Here is a 17,937-nt window from a genome sequence, read left to right as displayed (position 1 = left end):
TTTTTATGATAGCATATTGCAAAAAAATTATCAAAGCAGATATTTTTTAAAAATGAATACTATTCTTAAAAAATAATATTAAAGACTGAACTAAGCAATTGTATACAATATTACTCTTATGAATTTTGTATCTTTAGACATCCATATAATAGGAAGAAAAAATATTTTTTTATTTTTCCTTCCTATATATCTATGATATATCGTAACGAGAATTGTCTGGATTCCAATGTACTTCTTCTAAGTACTTACGTAATTCATCGATTTTGTGCTTTTTGAATAAATAATAAATATGTTGATGCTCGTTATTGGTTTGGGTTAATAGATTGGTTATTTCTGTAGAAGATAAATGGGCGTAGTCTTTACCAATAAAACTTTTCTTCTTATTAAGTAGTTCGTTTGTAAGCAAAGCATTGGAACATTTATCTAAATAAATGGCATGAAATTGATCCTGCAGCTCATTGTATTTTGTATACAAAGAATTTTTGATAGCTGAGGTCATACTGTCAACGTAAAATTGCATTAGCGAATAATCAGATTCAGTTAACTTATCGATTGTTAGTTCTGCAACTTTGCCATCAAGTAAGCCGATTAAAGTGTATAACTCGCGAATATCTTTTTTAGTGTAGTACCGTACTCTGAAGCCCTTATTGGGAATACGTTCCAGAATATTGTCCATCGAAAGTTCTAGTAGTGCTTCTCTAATTGGAGTTCTACTCATTCCGAGTTGAGTTGCTAGTGATTGCTCAGTGATATGGTCATTACGATTTATTTTTCCTAATGTTAATTGCTGAGCAAGATAGTTATAAACTTTGTCCTTCGGTGAAAACTTTTTTGTTGTCATAAAAAAATACCTCCAAGCCTGATTATAATACACTTTTGTGACCTTTAAAAAGTGTAAATTGTGGCACATTTTTTAAAAAAAGTGTTTGACAGCGTTTGCAAATGTGGTTAATATCTAACGTGTTGAAAGTGCACTTCAATTGAAAATAGAAAAGGAGTGGTTTTGATGAAAAATTCAGCAATTCACATAACTTCAGAAATTGGAAAATTAAAGACGGTTATTCTCAAGCGACCAAATCATGAAGTTGAGAATATTACACCTGATACGATGGAACGATTATTGTTTGATGATATTCCTTATCTGCCAATTGCTCAGGAAGAACATGATGACTTTGCAAATACGTTAAGGGCTAATGGTACAGAAGTATTGTACATGGAGCAATTAGCTGCTCAGTCTTTGGCAGATGAAAAAGTAAAGAATCAATTTTTGGATCAAATGCTTAAGGAATCCGGTCATACAAAGGGTTCAGTTTATGAAGCACTGAAAGATTACTTGCTTGGTTTAAATGACCAAGACATGGTTGACAAGATTATTGCTGGTGTTCGTAAAAATGAGGTTGACGTTGATTTGAAATCTTTGGGCGAATTAGCAGAAGATGCTGATGACCCATTCTTGATGGATCCAATGCCAAACACTTACTTTACTAGAGACCCTGCTGCTGCTATTGGTAATGGTTTATCAATTAACCATATGACGTTCCCAGCTCGGCAACGTGAATCATTGTTTATGCAATACATTATTAATTATCATCCACGCTTTAAGGATCAAGGCATTCATGTTTGGCGTAATCGGAATCATGATAGCCGAATCGAAGGTGGCGACGAACTGGTTCTGAGTAATCACGTTCTAGCTATTGGTGTCTCTCAAAGAACTTCAGCTAAAGCAATTGAAGATATTGCACACAATTTATTTAAAGATTCAGACTTTGATACAGTTCTGGCAATTCGAATCCCTCATAATCACGCAATGATGCACCTTGATACAGTCTTTACGATGATTAATTACGATCAATTTACTGTTCATCCGGCCATTTTGAAGGATAACGGTAAGCTCGATGTTTATGTTTTAACACCAGACAAAAACGATGAAATTAAGGTCGAATATCATGATGACATTACTTCGGTTTTGAAGAAAGTATTAAACCAATCAGAGATCGACCTAATTCCTACTGGTAATGGCGATCCAATTGTTGCTCCAAGAGAACAATGGAATGATGGTTCAAACACTTTGGCTATTGCCCCAGGTGAAGTAGTTACTTATAACCGTAATTACGTTTCAAATGATTTATTACGCGAACATGGAATCTTAGTTCACGAAATTCGTTCAAGTGAATTATCACGCGGTCGTGGCGGTCCAAGATGTATGTCAATGCCAATTGTCAGAGAAGATATTTAAAATTATAGAATTTGGAGAATTTAAGTAATGGATAAGAGATTTAACGGTAAGGAATCTAACGTATTTCAAGGCAGAAGCATTTTGGCAGAAACTTCAATGACCCCTGCTGAGATGAATTATTTAATTGATTTTGGTTTGCACCTAAAATATCTTAAGCGGAATAATATTCCTCATCGCTATCTTGAAGGAAAGAACATCGCTTTGATTTTTGAAAAAGCATCAACTAGAACTCGTTCTTCCTTTGTGACAGCTGCTGCTGAATTAGGAGCAAATGCTGACTACTTAGGTAAAGATGAGATTCACTTAGGAAAGAAAGAATCAGTTGAAGATACTGCTAAAATTTTAGGTAGTATGTTTGATGGTATTGAATTCAGAGGCTTTAAACAATCAACTGTTGAAGGGTTAGCTAAGTATTCCGGTGTTCCTGTTTGGAATGGTTTGACTGATGAATGGCACCCAACCCAAATTATTCCTGACTTGATGACTTTGAAGGAAAACTTTGGTCACCTTAAGGGCTTAACTTTAACTTATGTTGGTGATGGCCACAATAACATGGGTAATTCTTTGTTAGTTGGCTGTTCCATGATGGGTGTTAATATTCATATTGTTGCACCTAAAGAGTTATTCCCATCACAAAAGCATGTTGATATTGCTAAAAAGTATGCAGAACAAAGTGGTTCTGAAATTCTGATTACTGATGACATTGATAAGGGTGTTAAGGGATCAAACGCAATCTACACTGATGTGTGGGTTTCTATGGGTGAATCCAACTGGGAAGAACGTGTTAAATTATTGAAGCCATATCAAGTAAATATGGATATGATGAAAAAGACTGGCACCCCAGATGACGAATTAATTTTCTTACATTGTTTGCCAGCCTTCCATGATACTAATACGGATTATGGTCAAGAAATCAGTGAAAAATACGGCATTACTGAAATGGAAGTTACTGATGAAGTATTCCGCAGTAAATATTCTCGCGTCTTTGAAGAAGGAGAAAACCGTAAACATGGTATTAAGGCAATAATGGCTGCAACATTAGGCAACTTGTTTATACCTGAAGTTTAATTAACAACTTATAAATATCTCTTTTATATGTTTACAAAAAGTAGCGGTTTGCTTAAGAAATCTTTAGTAAAACAGCTGCTTTTTTTATTAAGGAATGTAAGAAGGTTGAAAATGGATAAAGAAGATGGAATTAGCAAATTTGGGTTAACAGCGCTGATTGTTAGTTCATCAATCGGTACGGGGATATTTGGTATTACCAGCGATATGGCTAATGCTGCAGCACCAGGCCCAGCATTATTATCATGGCTATTTTGTGGTATTGGTATATACGCATTAGTATTGTCACTTAATAACTTGTCAAAAAAGCGTCCAGAACTAGATTCCGGTATTTTTAGTTATGCTAAGGCTGCTTTTGGACCTTTGGGTGGTTTCTTGAGCGGCTGGGGGTATTGGCTTTCAGCTTGGTTAGGTAATATTGCCTTTGCAACAATGCTAATGAGCGCAATTGGTTACTTTATTCCAATATTTAAGGGTGGTCAGAACTTACCATCAATCCTTTGTGCAATTATTTTTGTTTGGGGTCTAAGTTTATTAGTAAACAATGGTGTCGAAAGTGCAAGTTTTGTTAATACGATTGTTACTATTTGCAAGTTAGTGCCACTAGTTGTATTTATGATTATTGTTGCAGTTAGTTTTAAAGCTGGTGTCTTTACAGCCGACTTTTGGGGTAATGTTGCAAATAATGTTTTACATGGCGGTAAGGTAATTAGCGTATTTGGTCAGATGAAGCAGAGTATCATGATTATCATGTGGGTCTTTATCGGGATTGAAGGTGCTAGTGTTTTAGCTAATCGAGCTAAAAAACGTTCAGATGCTCAAGCCGCTACTATTATGGGTTTAGCAACTTTAATTATTGTTTATGTTTTCGCATCAATCTTACCCTATGGTGTTTTAACGCAAGCGCAATTGGCAACAATTAAACAACCAGCAATGGCCAACATTTTAAAACATGTTGTTGGTGAATGGGGCGCAATCTTTATTAATATTGGCGTTATCATTTCGACATTAGGCGCCTGGCTTTCATGGACAATGCTGCCAGCAGAGACAACAACTTTAATGGCAAAAGATCATGAATTACCTTCATATTGGGGCAAGCTTAATTCAAAGAAAGCACCAACTATTTCATTGGTTATTACAGGAATCCTGCAAACTTTATTTTTGTTTACACTATTGGCAACCAACTATGCATATAATTTTGCTTATACTTTGGCAACAGCCGCTATTTTATTGAGTTATTTATTGGTTGGCGTCTACCAAGTTAAGTATTCATATAAAAATGGTGAATGGGGACAATTATTTATTGGTGTAATTGCAGCTGGCTTTCAATTGCTTGCAATGGTATTAGCTGGTTGGCAACAAGTAATGATGACTACAATCGCTTATTTGCCTGGTTTTTATTTCTACTGGGTAGCATGTAAAGAATATGGACACAAGATTAGTTTTAAAGAAAAGATTGTAATGGGCATAATTTTGATATTAGCAATTATTACAATCGGCTTAATTATTAACGGTACGATCAAGATCGGATAAAACTTATTATTAGGAGAATAATATATGGCAAACAATAGAATCGTAGTAGCTTTGGGTGGTAATGCAATTTTATCCAAAGATCCTACTGCGCAAGCACAACAAGAAGCAGTTAAAAAAACAGCAAGTGCATTAGTTAATTTCATCAAAAATGGGGATGAATTAATTATTACTCATGGAAATGGTCCACAAGTTGGGAACTTGTTATTGCAACAATTAGCTGCAAACAGCGAAAAAAATCCGGCAATGCCATTAGATACTGTGGGAGCAATGACAGAAGGAAGCATCGGTTATTGGTTCCAAAATGCACTGCAAGAAGAAACTGCTAAAAATAACATTGACAAAGATATCGTTACAGTTGTAACGCAAACAATTGTTAATGGTGACGATCCTGCTTTTGAAAAACCATCTAAACCAATTGGCCCCTTCTATTCTAAAGAAGAAGCTGACGACGTGAAGAAAACATATCCAGATTGGACACTTGTTGAAGATTCCGGTCGTGGTTATCGTCGGGTTGTACCGTCTCCTAAACCTCAAGCAATTAAAGAAATCGGTGCAATTCAAAAGATGATTGCTAATGGGATTATACCAATCGTTTCTGGTGGTGGCGGTATTCCAGTAGTGAAAGATGGCACTCATTTCACCGGTAAAGAAGCAGTTATTGACAAAGACTTTAGTGCGGCAAAAGTTGCAGAATTAGTATCTGCAGATGAGTTGATTATTTTAACTGCTGTTGATGGTGTGTGCATTAATTTTGGTAAACCGGATCAAAAGTGCTTGACTAAGACGAACGTTAAAGAATTAGAAGGCTATATTGCCGAAGATCAATTTGCAGCTGGAAGTATGTTGCCTAAGGTTCAAGCTGCTTTAACTTTTGTTAAAAATACAGGTAAGAAGGCAATTATTGGTTCTTTGGATAATGTCAACGAGATTATTGCTGGCAACACTGGAACAGTTATTGAATTATAAACTATTATTGCTGATGCATTTTCAAGCTGAGTTTTATTTTTGTTAAGGTAAAGTCTTTTTATAAAGCAAGATTTTTAAACTTTTGGTTTTAAGTTAAAAAGTAACAAAATAGCTTCCTTAACCGCTGTTTTTGGTATAATATAAGTTGAACTTTAGGAGGATACCATGGATAAGTTAGAGACAATTACTTTGGCCGATGACTTGGCCGCAAACCAAGAAGAAATTTTGAATAAGGAACGAGACTTTGATGCCGAGGCTGTATATCGTGCAATCGATAGTCTGCACATCTTAAACAAGCCAGTTAAAGAATACTTTGACATGACGCAAGAGCAATATTATGAGACCGAAAGCGATCATAAGTTGACTTTGATTAAATTGTCGGAGAAGTTGACGGACTTGCATGACCGTATTTTAACTAATCATGTGGATGGTTTTGTGGATAAGGATGAAATTAATCTGACATATAACCATGAAGATCCTTATGAGGATGATTTTTATAACAGTACAGTTGATTATCATGTAGTTGCATATAGTCTTAAAGTAATTAGCGCGGTTCAAGCAATCGCCTTTAAGGGATTACAAGGGGTATTGTCAAAGGATGCTGTTTTGTCAATTGGCTTGGCAGCACATGCTTTGGCAGAAAATGCATAATTTTTAAGCTGGACTATTATTGGTCCAGCTTTTTTGTTAGGGGCCAAAATCATGAATGTGTTTAAGCATGCAGAAGGATTATTTGATCGTTTAATTGGTGTGAAAAAGCGAGCTGCGTTTAAGAAAAAGGACGACTCACTTGACCCGATGCAAGAATATATGACAGTCGGTGAATATCAAGTTGACGGCGGGCAAGGAACACCGGGAGGTCAGCCGTATAATTTGACCGTTTATAAAGATGAAAATGGTGTTTTACATCAAGCACTCAGCTTGGAAAGTACGGAAAAATTGGCGCCAGAATATGTGCGTGAATTTAACGAGGAGCTTGGCTGTTATCGTGCGTTCGCCAATAAGAAGACCGGCCGCCGCTATGTAACCGAGCAATATCTTGACCAATTTATTGATCGGGTTCACGATCACGTCAGACAAGGTAAAAATTCCGTTAATGTCAGCGTGATTTCTGATACGCATTATAAAGATCGCAATAGCAGTGATTTTTATGGTTGGAATGGTTTAACGCACGTTAATGAATTTTCCTATCTTGATGATTCTGGCTTACTTAACCTCAAGGTTCACTTAGGTGATTGGATTGATGGCTCAGACGCTGGCTTTTTAAGTGAGAGCGAATTGATGAAGCTGCGCGATTCCTTTGTCTCTGATCGCGTTCCGACAATCATGATTAAGGGTAATCATGACGAAAATGATAAGTTTGATGAGCACCATGATTTAAAAGCATCATTCCCTGAAAATGAATTTGAAAGCATCATGTGGCCGAGCATGTATGCTCAACGGGATATTCATTATATTTCACGCCAGCATGGCGTTTGTTATTACGATGTTGATGATGTCCGCTTTATTTCAGTTAATACTTCTGATGTACCATATGAGCTTGATGCCCAAGGTCAGAAAAAATATGACACCAAAATCACGTTAGCCGTCAGAGAAGACCAAATTGAAGAGATTATTGAGATTTTAGAGCAATCATCAAACAAAAAGATCATTTTGATGAGTCATGCTAACCCGATTAATCGTAAGGGAACTAATGCCTTGAAGTATAACGGCCGGTCTCTACATGAACTCCTTGTTGCGTTTAACCAACGTGAAAAAGGACAGATGCATTCCAGCCGCGGTATTCCACCGGAATTTCGGCTGGCGAATGATTTTGACTTTACTAATATTAAAAATGCGCGCATTATTGCTTACTTCTGCGGTCATCGTCACCGTGAAGACCAATATCGGATTAATGGTATCCAGTATATCTTGTTTAACTGCTCGGCGTTGATGGGGCCTAATCATGTGTTGACGACTAAGTATAATAAAAATTGGAACCGGCAGATTGACCACCATACTGAATTTGCTGGTTACATTGTCAATGTTGATTCACACCGTCACGTTATCCAAGTTTTTGGGTATGGTGCTGCCTCTAAGCGCAGAATCTTTTATATTTAGTAAAATTAAGCTGGACAGTTTGGTAATTGTCCGGCTTTTAGCATATAATGAAACAGTTAATATGAAGAATTTAATAGATTAATAAAACTAATTAAGGGAAGATAAACTATGTGCGGAATTGTCGCATTTTATGATCCAGAAATAAATGACAAACAAAAAGCCATTGGTAAAATGATGGCAACGATTAAACACAGAGGCCCAGATTCTGATGGGATGTATACCAATGATAAGGTAGCGTTGGGCTTTAGAAGATTATCAATTATTGATTTGCGCGGTGGTAGCCAACCAATCTTTAACGAAGATAATACCCGAGCAATTATTTTTAACGGTGAAATTTACAATTTTCAACCATTAAGAGAAGAATTAGTTGCCGCTGGGCATACTTTTACTACTGAAACTGATACAGAAGTCTTGTTGCACGGTTTTGAAGAATGGGGCATGGATGGCTTGCTCAAGCGCGTGCTCGGAATGTTTGCCTTCGCTATTTGGGATGATAATACCCAAACTTTGTATGGTGCCCGTGATTTCTTTGGAATTAAGCCGTTATATTATAGTGATGAAAATGGTCATTTGCTTATCGGTTCAGAGCTCAAGAGTTTCTTGGCTTTCCCAGGGTTTAAGCGCCGGTTGAACACGGAAGCAGTTAAGCCATACTTAATGAACCAATACAATGACCTTAATGAAACATTCTTTAAGGGCATTCACCGCTTCCCAGCTGGTCATTGGTTTGAATATCAAGACGGCAAGATGAAAATGCACCAATATTGGGATGCCGAATACAAGGCTAACAATTTGAGCTTTGAAGAAACCGTTAAAAAGATTGATGATGACCTAAAAGAAACGGTTGATTTGTACCGCATTGCTGATGTTCCGGTTGGTGCTTTCTTGTCAGAAGGTGTCGATTCTAGTTATATCACCAGTATCTTAGATCCTGATGATGTTTTCTCAATTTCATTTGACGATGCAACTTATGATGAAGCCTCAAAGGCTAAGGCTTTAGCTGATATTAAGGGTTGGAAGTTCTTCTCTGACAAAGTAAAGTCGGATGAAGCGATGCATGACTTTCCTGAGATGCAGTACCACATGGATGAGCCGGATGCGAACCCATCAATTATTCCGCTCTGGTACTTGTGCAAGATGGCGCGTAAGCATGTCACAGTTGCTCTATCAGGTGAAGGTGCTGACGAGTTATTTGCTGGCTATGTCAATTACGGCATGCACACGCATAACAATGTAATTAAGGTCTTTACGTCACAATTAACTAAATTGCCGAAAAAGACAAAAGTTAAGTTGGCACATAAGATTAAGAAGATGCCTAACTTCCCAGGTAAGGTGCATTTGTACACTAACCTAGCTGAACCAAGCGAGTTTTACGTTGGTCAATCTGTGATTTACGATATGGATTACCCAACGATTTTCACTTCTGAGGATGCTAACGGTATTTTGAAGCCGTCATACCGCAACAAGTTGACGGTTAACAGTATCTACCAATCCGACTTTAAGAAGGTTAAGGATCTTGATAACGTCCGGCAGATGCAGTACATTGACCTGCACCACTTTATGCTAAATGATATTGAGCAAAAAGCGGACAAGATTTCAATGGCGCACTCTCTAGAATTGCGGGTACCGTACCTTGACCGCAAGATTGCTGAACGAGCAAACTCAATTCCAACTGAATATTTGGTTAATAAGCATGATACTAAGTACGCTTTACGTAAGGCTTCAGAGCGAGTTTTGCCAGATGAATGGGCTAAACGGCCAAAATTAGGCTTCCCAACGCCAATCAAGGAATGGCTGCAGGAACCGCGCTTTGACAAGCAAGTTCGGGACATGTTCAGTGAAGATTTTGTCAGTGATATTTTTGAACAAGACAAGATTTTGCAATTACTCGATGAAAACTTCAATGGCGATGGTTCTCACCGTCGGCAAATTTGGACAATTTATACCTTCCTTGTTTGGTACAAGTTATTCTTTGTTGATTATGAGGGCACGGTTGCTAAGTATCAACACGTTCAGCCGGAAGTAGCTAGCTTGATCGAACAAGGCAAGCTGGTTTAATAGGAGCAAGATAATGAATCAAGATTTTACGCCAATTTTATTGGGTAGCGACATTAATGTCTATGGCATGGCGCGCTCGTTTAATCAAGCTTATGGTATTAAAGTTAAGGCTCTAGCTGATAGTCAGCTTGCGGCAACGCGTTATTCTAAGATAGTCGAAGTTGAATTGCATCACGGCTTTAGTGAAGATCCAACCTTTATGACAGTTATGCGTGAGCAGATGAAGCTTTACAAGGATCATCAGGAACCAGTAATTTTGATTGCTTGTGGGGATGGCTACGCTGAATTATTAGCTAAGCACAAGGATGAATTGCAAGACGTGTTTGTCGTTCCTTATATTGACTATGATCTGCTTGAAAAGCTGATTTCTAAGGAAGGCTTCTACCAAATTGCGGAAGAATATGGCTTGCCGTACCCTAAGACTAAGATTGTTACGATGGCTGACTTTCAGGCTGAGGATTATTTAAACCTGCCATTCAACTATCCTGTTGAATTAAAGCCAGAGGATCCTGTTTCTTGGCTTGATGTTCACTTTGAAGGCCGCAAAAAAGCCTTCACAATTCATGATGAAGCTGAATTAAAAGATATTGTTGGTAAAATCTACGGCAACGGCTACCAGGCTGACCTGATTTTGCAGGACTTCATTCCTGGTGATGATTCTAACATGCGGGTGTTGAATGCTTATGTTGATAAAGACCATCATATTAAGATGATGTGTATGGGTCACCCACTGCTGGAAGATCCAACGCCGCAATCAATTGGTAATTACATGGCGATTCTGCCGGAATATAATGAAAAGTTATATGAGCAAGTTGAGACTTTCTTAGAAAAGATCAATTATACAGGGATGGCCAACTTTGATATTAAGTATGATAGTCGCGATGGCCAGTATAAGTTCTTTGAAATTAACTTGCGTCAGGGCCGCTCTAGCTTTTATGTTACCTTAAACGGTTATAACTTAGCTAAGTGGTACGTTGATGATTACGTTTATGACAGCTTGAAGGAACAGCCAACTGTTTATGGTAATAAGTTAAAATCCAAGCACGTTCTGTGGCTGGGAGTTCCAGTGAAAATTTTCAAGGAATATGCTGCTGATAATGAAGCTAAGAAGGCTGCTGAGGAATTAATTCATGAGGGCCGCTACGGCACCACTGTCTTTTATGATAAGGACCGTAATCTTAAGCGCTGGCTGTTAATGAAGTACATGTTCCATAACTATTATGACCGGTATAAGAAGTTTTATCAGGTAAACAAGGGTCAATTCTTTGAGAAAAAACCACAAAAATAAAAATTATTATAAATAAACTTTTTTGGAACACCTCATTGCATGGGGGTGTTCTTTTTTGATACTTCTTGCTACACTGGTAATTGGAACTTAAATAGGAAGGACTGAATAAATGAAACTTACACATGGATCTAATAATGAAACAGAAGTTAAATTGCGTTGGCTGCTGCTGGGTGAATTGGCCACGTGGATTGGGTCGAGCTTTGTTTGGCCGCTGACCTCTGTCTATTTAAATAAGCAATTACATATCAGCCTCTCAATGATTGGGGTTGTATTATTTTGCAATTGTGCAGGTAATGTGCTCGGGTCAATTGTGGCGGGCCGCTTTTATGACCGCTATAATCCGTATCCGCTAATTGTAGTGGGATTATCGCTTGACGCGACGATCTTATTTTTGATGGCCTTTTTCCATGGGTGGCCTGCTTACTGGATTTGGTTAACGTTAACTGGGCTAACTAGTGGCTGGAATGGCACGATGATTAATTCCATTGCGACTAGCCTGCGTAAGTATCCGGGACGTTATGTTTTTAATTTAATTTATTTTGCTCAAAATGTGGGGACAGTCACGGGTACACTCTTAGTTGGTTACCTGTATGACTTCTCAATTGAATTCCTGTTTATTTTGGCTGCAGCGTTATTTGCGATTGCCGCAATTAACGCCGCGATTAATTATCGACCGATTATTAATTTTCATAAACAGCGGCAGGCAAAAACAGTGGCGACTGGCGAGAAGCCGAAGTCACAAGCAATGCCGAAGCATAATATGATGCTCACCATTGGTTTCTTAATCTCATTAGCTGTTACCTGGTTAATGTATATGAATTGGGAATCCAACCTGTCCGTTTACATGGTTTCGCTTGGGATTCCATTCCACATGTACAGTTTGCTCTGGACATTGAATGGTGCGGTAATTGTGATTATCCAAGTGGTTTTGGCACGTTATCCACATTTATTTAAAAACTTGTTCCACCAGATTATTTTTGGCACATTGATGTTTGCCATTTCCTTTGTGACCTTAATCTTTGCTCGGGATTTTGCGCATTTTGCGCTCTCAATGCTCATTTTGACCTTCGGTGAAGCCACGGCCTTTCCAGCTGTGCCAGCTTACATTAATGACTTGTCGCCATTATCCAGCAAAGGAAAGTATCAGGGGGCAATTAATGTGGCTCGTGGAATTGGGCAGGCATTTGGACCATTATTTGGCGGTCTAGTGATTGACCGTTCCGGTTATATTCCGTTCTTTATCATTGCAGCTGTGGGGATTTTCTTGATGATTATTCTGCTAATCCCATTGCATGCTAAATTGCGGAAGCATCTGACACTGTACAAGTAATTTTGTAAATATTTTTTAACAATAGTTATTTAATTAAAATGATATTATTAATTTAACTTATTTTAATTTAATATCAGGGAGGATTTTTGAATGAAAAAATATATTGCAGTTCGCGGCGGCAGCGGCGATGTTATTGAGCCTAAAGTAGGCACTAGACCACAGGATAATATGTACCTTGCCGTTAACTCAGAATGGTTAGAAAAAACTGAAATTCCATCTGATCGTTCACGAATGGCATCATTTGATGGCATTGATGTTAATGTTGAAAAGCATTTGATGGCTGACTTTGCGGATTTTGCTGCTGGTAAAAAGGCTATTCCTGATGTGCCTAATATGGATAAGGCTGTCGAATTATATAAATTGGCTAAGGACTTTACCAAGCGTAATGAAGATGGTGCTGCACCAATTAAGTCGGACTTAGAGTTATTAGAAGGCATCAGAGATTTTTCTGATTATAATTTAAACGCTCCGGACTTAGCTACTTTTGCGTCAATTCCGTTTAGTTTAAGTGTTGAACCAGACATGAAGAACACCAAGATTAATGTGCTCAATTTTGCTGGTCCTGGAACCTTTTTGCCGGACACAACTACTTATGAAACTGCTGATGCGGCAGAGTTACTAGAAACTTTGCGTAAGCAATCTGTTAAGTTGCTAGAGATGGCAGGAGTTGAAACTGCTGAAGCTGAGAAATACGCTGCAGATGCAATTAAGTTTGACGCTAAGTTAGCCAAAGTAGTTAAGTCAGCTGAAGAATGGGCTGATTACCCAGCTTGCTACAACCCAATGAAGATTGCAGACTTTGAAGCTAAATTCGATGACTTTAAGATTGGGTACTACTTAAAGGAAGTTATTGGTGAAGAACCTGACCGCATTATTGTTGAGGAGCCACGCTATCTTGACCACGTTAACGAAATCATCAACAAGTCCAACTTTGATGAGATCAAGGGTTGGATGATTGTTAACTTCATCAACGATGCTGCTTCAGACTTGTCACAAGAATTCCGTGAAGCTGCCTTTCCGTTTAGTCAAGCTTTATCAGGCCAACCACAACTGCAATCAGGTGAAAAGCAGGCTTATCATATTGCCAACAGTGCTTTTAGTGAAGTTATTGGTGTTTACTATGGTCAGACTTACTTTGGTGCTGATGCCAAAAAAGATGTTGAAGATATGATTCGCCGGATGCTGGCTGTTTATGAAGAACGTCTGCAAAATAATAGCTGGCTCTCAGAAGCAACTAAGAAGAAGGCAGTTGTTAAGCTGGATGCTTTGGAATTAAAGATTGGCTATCCAGACAAGATTGAAGAAATTTACAATCGTTTGCAAGTTGTCCCAGCCAGTCAAGGCGGCAGTCTTTATTCAAATGGACGTGCTTTTGCTGTTGAAGAACAAAAGTATAATATTGAACAATTGCATAAGGAAGTTGATCGGACAGTTTGGGCAATGCCAGGGAACTTGGTTAATGCTTGTTATGATCCACAAAGAAACGACTTAACTTTCCCAGCAGCCATTTTACAGGCACCATTTTATGATTTGAAGCAAGATCGCGCAACTAACTTTGGTGGTATTGGTACAGTAATTGCCCACGAAGTTTCTCATGCCTTTGACAATAATGGTGCGCAATTCGACGAGTTAGGTAATATGACTAACTGGTGGACAGATGAAGATTACGCCGAATTTAAGAAGCGGACACAAGCTGAAATTGACATCTTTGACGGGATTGAATACGGTCCAGTTAAGTTGAACGGTAAGCAGATTGTTTCTGAAAATATTGCCGATCAGGGTGGTTTGACAGCTGCAGTTGAAGCTGCTAAAAATGAAGGCGACGATTTGAAGAAATTGTTTGAAAACTTTGCTCGAATTTGGGCCAACAAACAATTGACTGAATCAATTAAATCGCAAACGGCTGTTGATGTTCACGCACCTGGTCCTGAGCGAGCAAATGTTCAAATTCAATGTCAAGACGACTTCTATAAGGTCTTTGACGTGAAGCCAACTGATGGTATGTGGCTTGATCCAGACAAGCGAGTTCATATTTGGTAATTTAATATTAAACACTTATAAAAAGCTGTCATTCATGATATGATTGACGGCTTTTGTGTATTCAAAATTGACCGAGTAAATAACTAAAAAAGAACGTTTAATTTTATTTTTTTAGATAATTAGTCATAATGGCTCCAAAAATTAGATTGTCCTAATTTCGGGGGTCCATGTTACCTTTCTACAGTATGTCTTTTTTTAATATTCCAGCTAAATCTTTTATAAATTGGGATACATCGATTATGAGCATTAACAATGCTAAACACATTGACAGATACATTTTAGATTTAATACAGGTAACTAGAAAATAAAGCACCGGAAATAGCGCCCAAAATGATAGCGATTTAAAAATATCTAAAATAATTCTTTTTACGTTTTTCACTGATTAGCCTACTTTTAGTATATTCTTTTTAAACTTGGTAGTATTTTACTACAAAATAGCAATATTTAATAATGCTTTAGCAGTCAAAATAAAAAGCCATATAAAAAAGTGCAGTAGCAATTAAGCTACTGCACTTTTTGTGTGTTTAAAATTTTAATTTTCTTCGTTCTTTAAATTAGAATAGTCGCGTGTTGCTACCCGCTTGATGTGTAAATTACGTTCAGGCTTGCCTAAAATCAGTGGGACACGTTCGACAACTGTGTCTGTGTATTCAAGGCCAAACCAAGTTGCGGGGTTGGATGATAGGTTCTGCAGCCAAACCCGTGCTTGAACAATCCACTTGTCAAAGCCCTTAAGCTTCGTTAATGGACTAACGACATCGTTAACGATAACGAAGGAGAAGTCGCCAACTTCACGTCCAGGCATTGTGGTGTATTCCTGTGGTTGAGCTTCGATTGTCCCGTCCTTAATTAGGTCGTGGACAATTTGCCGCAAGTAGACGTTAACGCTAGTCTGCTTTTTGAAGCCGAGGAACAATTGAACGTTAATCACGTTCTTTGTGTCATAAGTGTTGACGGCATACTTGGCAGTGAATGGTTCGTTGGTAATGTTAACTGACACAAACCAATAAGCGTGTGCTCGTTTAGGCCGTTTGTCCAAAATTGAATACAAAATTTCTCGTTTAATGAACTTATTGTACTTAACCTTAGCCATGTAAACTAAGTTGGTGGCGTAGACAGGGAAGTCATCGTCATGACTTAGGTCGGTTAACATATCAGTAAATTCGTCAAGACGTACATAAGTATTGGCGCCTTCGTGCTTGTCGCGTACCTTGTTGCCGAAGTACCAGATGAACATGATAATGCCGATGAAACCGGCAATTAAGACAGTTACGTAACCACCACGCATGAACTTGGTCAAACTGGAAATCAAGAACATACTCTCGATAAAGCCGAATACTAATAAGAAGCTTAGTCGCAAGACCAGCGGTGTCTTTTTGTTACCCAAATATTCGAATAATAGAAGCGTGGTCATTAGCATTGTTACTGTGATTGACAGACCATAGGCTGCTTCCATATGTTCAGATGTTTGGAAGAAAATAACGATGGCGATTGTGGCTACACAGAGCATCTTGTTTACTGATGGGATATAAATCTGTCCGTGCTCAGTAGTTGGATAATTAATGTTCATGCGCGGCAGGAATTTTAATCCGCTGGCTTCAGAAACTAAGGTAAAGGAACCAGTAATCAAGGCTTGTGAGGCAATGATAGCGGCGATAGTTGCCAAGATAATGGCAAATAATCGCAAATTACCTGGAACAGCTTCAAAGAAAGGATTTAATTCGGTGCCGTGAGTTTGATAATTAGGATTTTGTAAAATCCAAACACCTTGACCAAGATAGTTGAGTGCTAAACAAATGAAAACGTAAGGCCAAGAACCACGAATATTGCCCTTACCAACATGACCAACATCTGAATACAACGCTTCAGCCCCAGTAGTTGCCAAAAAGATTGATCCTAAGATAAAGATCCCGACTTTGTTAGCCGGACTAAACAGAATTTTGATTGCCCAATATGGATTAAGTGCCTCTAAAATTGACCAGTCATGTGCCATGTTGAGAATGCCGATTGCACCTAAGAAGGTGAACCAGACAAGCATGATAGGACCAAAAGCCTTACCGATACTGCTGGTACCCAGCATTTGAATAGAGAATAGCAGCAGCAAAATCACGATGGTAATAATAATAACCATTGTTTGGCTAGGGACGGGGATGCTCGAGCCAAACTTCATGTTTTTTAACCCCTCGATTGAGGTGGTAACCGTTACAGCTGGCGTCAGTGTTCCGTCAGCCAAAAGCGCTGCACCACCGACTAAGGCTGGAACAACCAGCCACTTGGCACGCTTACGTACCAGTGCATAAAGGGCGAAGATCCCACCTTCGCCGCGGTTAGTTGCGTTGAGCGCGACCATTACATATTTGACAGTTGTTAGTAAAGTAACCGTCCAGAAAATCAACGAGATTGAACCTAAAATTAATTCGCGATTAACATTAGCTATACCGCCATTACCATTTAGGATTGATTTCATTACGTAAAGGGGACTAGTCCCAATATCACCGTAAACAATCCCAATTGTAATTAACAGCCCAGCGGCTGAAATTCGCTTCTTTTTTTGATCCATAGTTATCTGTACTCCCATAGACTAAAATAGTATTTGTTTTTAAGTAAAAAAGAATGTCCAAAAAGGCATTCTCGTTAAGTATCTATTGTGTTCTTTTTTTAGCTGTAGTACAAGTAAATTATGACAAAGAATTTTCGATTTTATTGCGGCAATCTTCATACCAATTATCCCAATCAGTATAAGTTGTCATGTTACTTGGGTCAACTTCGTCTTGTTTGGCGATTTCGTCAATCAGGTTTTGGAAGTTATTTGCATGATATTGCAAAGCGTGTCTGATTAATTCTTTCCGTGAAAAATGGATATTATCAAGCAAATAGTGGTTGATATCAACCATGTTTGCATTTGTATCGTAACGATCCATAATTTCCAAATCACGTTGATTGAATTGAGAAATGTAGAAGTCAGTGAAGACTTGCAAGTAGTCAGGCTGCTCAGCAAATTCTTCTTGTGTCATAGTAGACCAATTGGCATCTGGCATGACAACTTTAAGTTCATCATTTTCTTGTTCAGTATCTTTAGTGTTATTTTCTTGTTCAGTCAATGCGGACACTCCTTTAATAAAAATAGGACACGTGAAAGTCAATAGTCATTTTACCGAGTTTAAGCGGTAAAAGCAACTATTGCGGTAATCCATGTTAAATATAGTAGTTTTGTATTCGATGATATCTATCTAATTATATCATGTTTTTACTTGGTTAAATTGAACTTTAAAAGATAAAACTCGCCCTGCTCTTAGGCGGACGAGTTAAGGTACATTATCT

General features: G+C 38.2%; 13 protein-coding genes. 10 read left to right on the top strand and 3 right to left on the bottom strand.

The window, feature by feature from the left end; translation table 11 throughout:
- Positions 1-190: 190 nt before the first annotated feature.
- Positions 191-841, bottom strand: coding sequence for a GntR family transcriptional regulator (locus OZX58_RS07560; RefSeq protein WP_277140882.1), 651 nt, complete (start codon positions 839-841; stop codon positions 191-193).
- A gap of 165 nt (positions 842-1,006) precedes the next feature.
- On the opposite strand from OZX58_RS07560, the gene arcA reads away from it, so the two are divergent.
- The 10 genes from arcA to OZX58_RS07510 all read left to right on the top strand — a co-directional run bounded on the left by arcA (position 1,007) and on the right by OZX58_RS07510 (position 14,616).
- The gene (arcA, locus tag OZX58_RS07555; RefSeq protein WP_277140881.1) at positions 1,007-2,236 is read left to right on the top strand and encodes an arginine deiminase; all 1,230 of its coding nucleotides are present in this window, start codon (positions 1,007-1,009) and stop codon (positions 2,234-2,236) included.
- Between the two features lie 27 nt (positions 2,237-2,263).
- The gene (gene argF / locus OZX58_RS07550; protein ID WP_277130271.1) at positions 2,264-3,304 is read left to right on the top strand and encodes an ornithine carbamoyltransferase; all 1,041 of its coding nucleotides are present in this window, start codon (positions 2,264-2,266) and stop codon (positions 3,302-3,304) included.
- Between the two features lie 111 nt (positions 3,305-3,415).
- Complete coding sequence (locus OZX58_RS07545) at positions 3,416-4,834, top strand: basic amino acid/polyamine antiporter (protein WP_277140880.1); 1,419 nt, start codon at positions 3,416-3,418, stop codon at positions 4,832-4,834.
- A 24-nt stretch (positions 4,835-4,858) separates the two neighbouring features.
- The gene (arcC, locus tag OZX58_RS07540) at positions 4,859-5,800 is read left to right on the top strand and encodes a carbamate kinase (RefSeq protein ID WP_277140879.1); all 942 of its coding nucleotides are present in this window, start codon (positions 4,859-4,861) and stop codon (positions 5,798-5,800) included.
- Between the two features lie 165 nt (positions 5,801-5,965).
- On the top strand, positions 5,966-6,451 hold the full coding sequence (locus OZX58_RS07535; RefSeq protein ID WP_277130277.1) for a hypothetical protein: 486 nt from the start codon (positions 5,966-5,968) through the stop codon (positions 6,449-6,451).
- A gap of 51 nt (positions 6,452-6,502) precedes the next feature.
- Positions 6,503-7,900, top strand: coding sequence for a metallophosphoesterase (locus tag OZX58_RS07530; protein WP_277140878.1), 1,398 nt, complete (start codon positions 6,503-6,505; stop codon positions 7,898-7,900).
- A 108-nt stretch (positions 7,901-8,008) separates the two neighbouring features.
- A complete protein-coding gene (gene asnB / locus OZX58_RS07525; protein WP_277140877.1) occupies positions 8,009-9,958 on the top strand; it encodes an asparagine synthase (glutamine-hydrolyzing) in 1,950 nt (649 codons plus the stop codon).
- A 13-nt stretch (positions 9,959-9,971) separates the two neighbouring features.
- Positions 9,972-11,246: a carboxylate--amine ligase gene (locus OZX58_RS07520; RefSeq protein WP_277140876.1), complete on the top strand. Its 1,275-nt coding sequence runs from the start codon at positions 9,972-9,974 to the stop codon at positions 11,244-11,246.
- 109 nt (positions 11,247-11,355) lie between these two features.
- Positions 11,356-12,576 carry an MFS transporter gene (locus tag OZX58_RS07515; protein WP_277140875.1) on the top strand — a complete coding sequence of 407 codons (1,221 nt, stop codon included), beginning with the start codon at positions 11,356-11,358 and terminating at the stop codon, positions 12,574-12,576.
- Positions 12,577-12,666: 90 nt separating this feature from the next.
- The gene (locus OZX58_RS07510) at positions 12,667-14,616 is read left to right on the top strand and encodes a M13 family metallopeptidase (RefSeq protein ID WP_277140874.1); all 1,950 of its coding nucleotides are present in this window, start codon (positions 12,667-12,669) and stop codon (positions 14,614-14,616) included.
- Between the two features lie 532 nt (positions 14,617-15,148).
- On the opposite strand, the gene OZX58_RS07505 is transcribed toward OZX58_RS07510, so the two are convergent.
- A complete protein-coding gene (locus tag OZX58_RS07505; RefSeq protein ID WP_277140873.1) occupies positions 15,149-17,176 on the bottom strand; it encodes a KUP/HAK/KT family potassium transporter in 2,028 nt (675 codons plus the stop codon).
- A 118-nt stretch (positions 17,177-17,294) separates the two neighbouring features.
- On the bottom strand, positions 17,295-17,717 hold the full coding sequence (locus tag OZX58_RS07500) for a hypothetical protein (RefSeq protein ID WP_277130290.1): 423 nt from the start codon (positions 17,715-17,717) through the stop codon (positions 17,295-17,297).
- Between the last annotated feature and the right edge of the window lie 220 nt (positions 17,718-17,937).

Origin of the sequence: Lactobacillus sp. ESL0680 (assembly GCF_029392855.1) — a bacterium.
Classification (GTDB): domain Bacteria; phylum Bacillota; class Bacilli; order Lactobacillales; family Lactobacillaceae; genus Lactobacillus.
The sequence above is the reverse complement of the archived record's forward strand: the minus strand, read 5'-3'. Positions and strand labels throughout refer to the sequence as shown.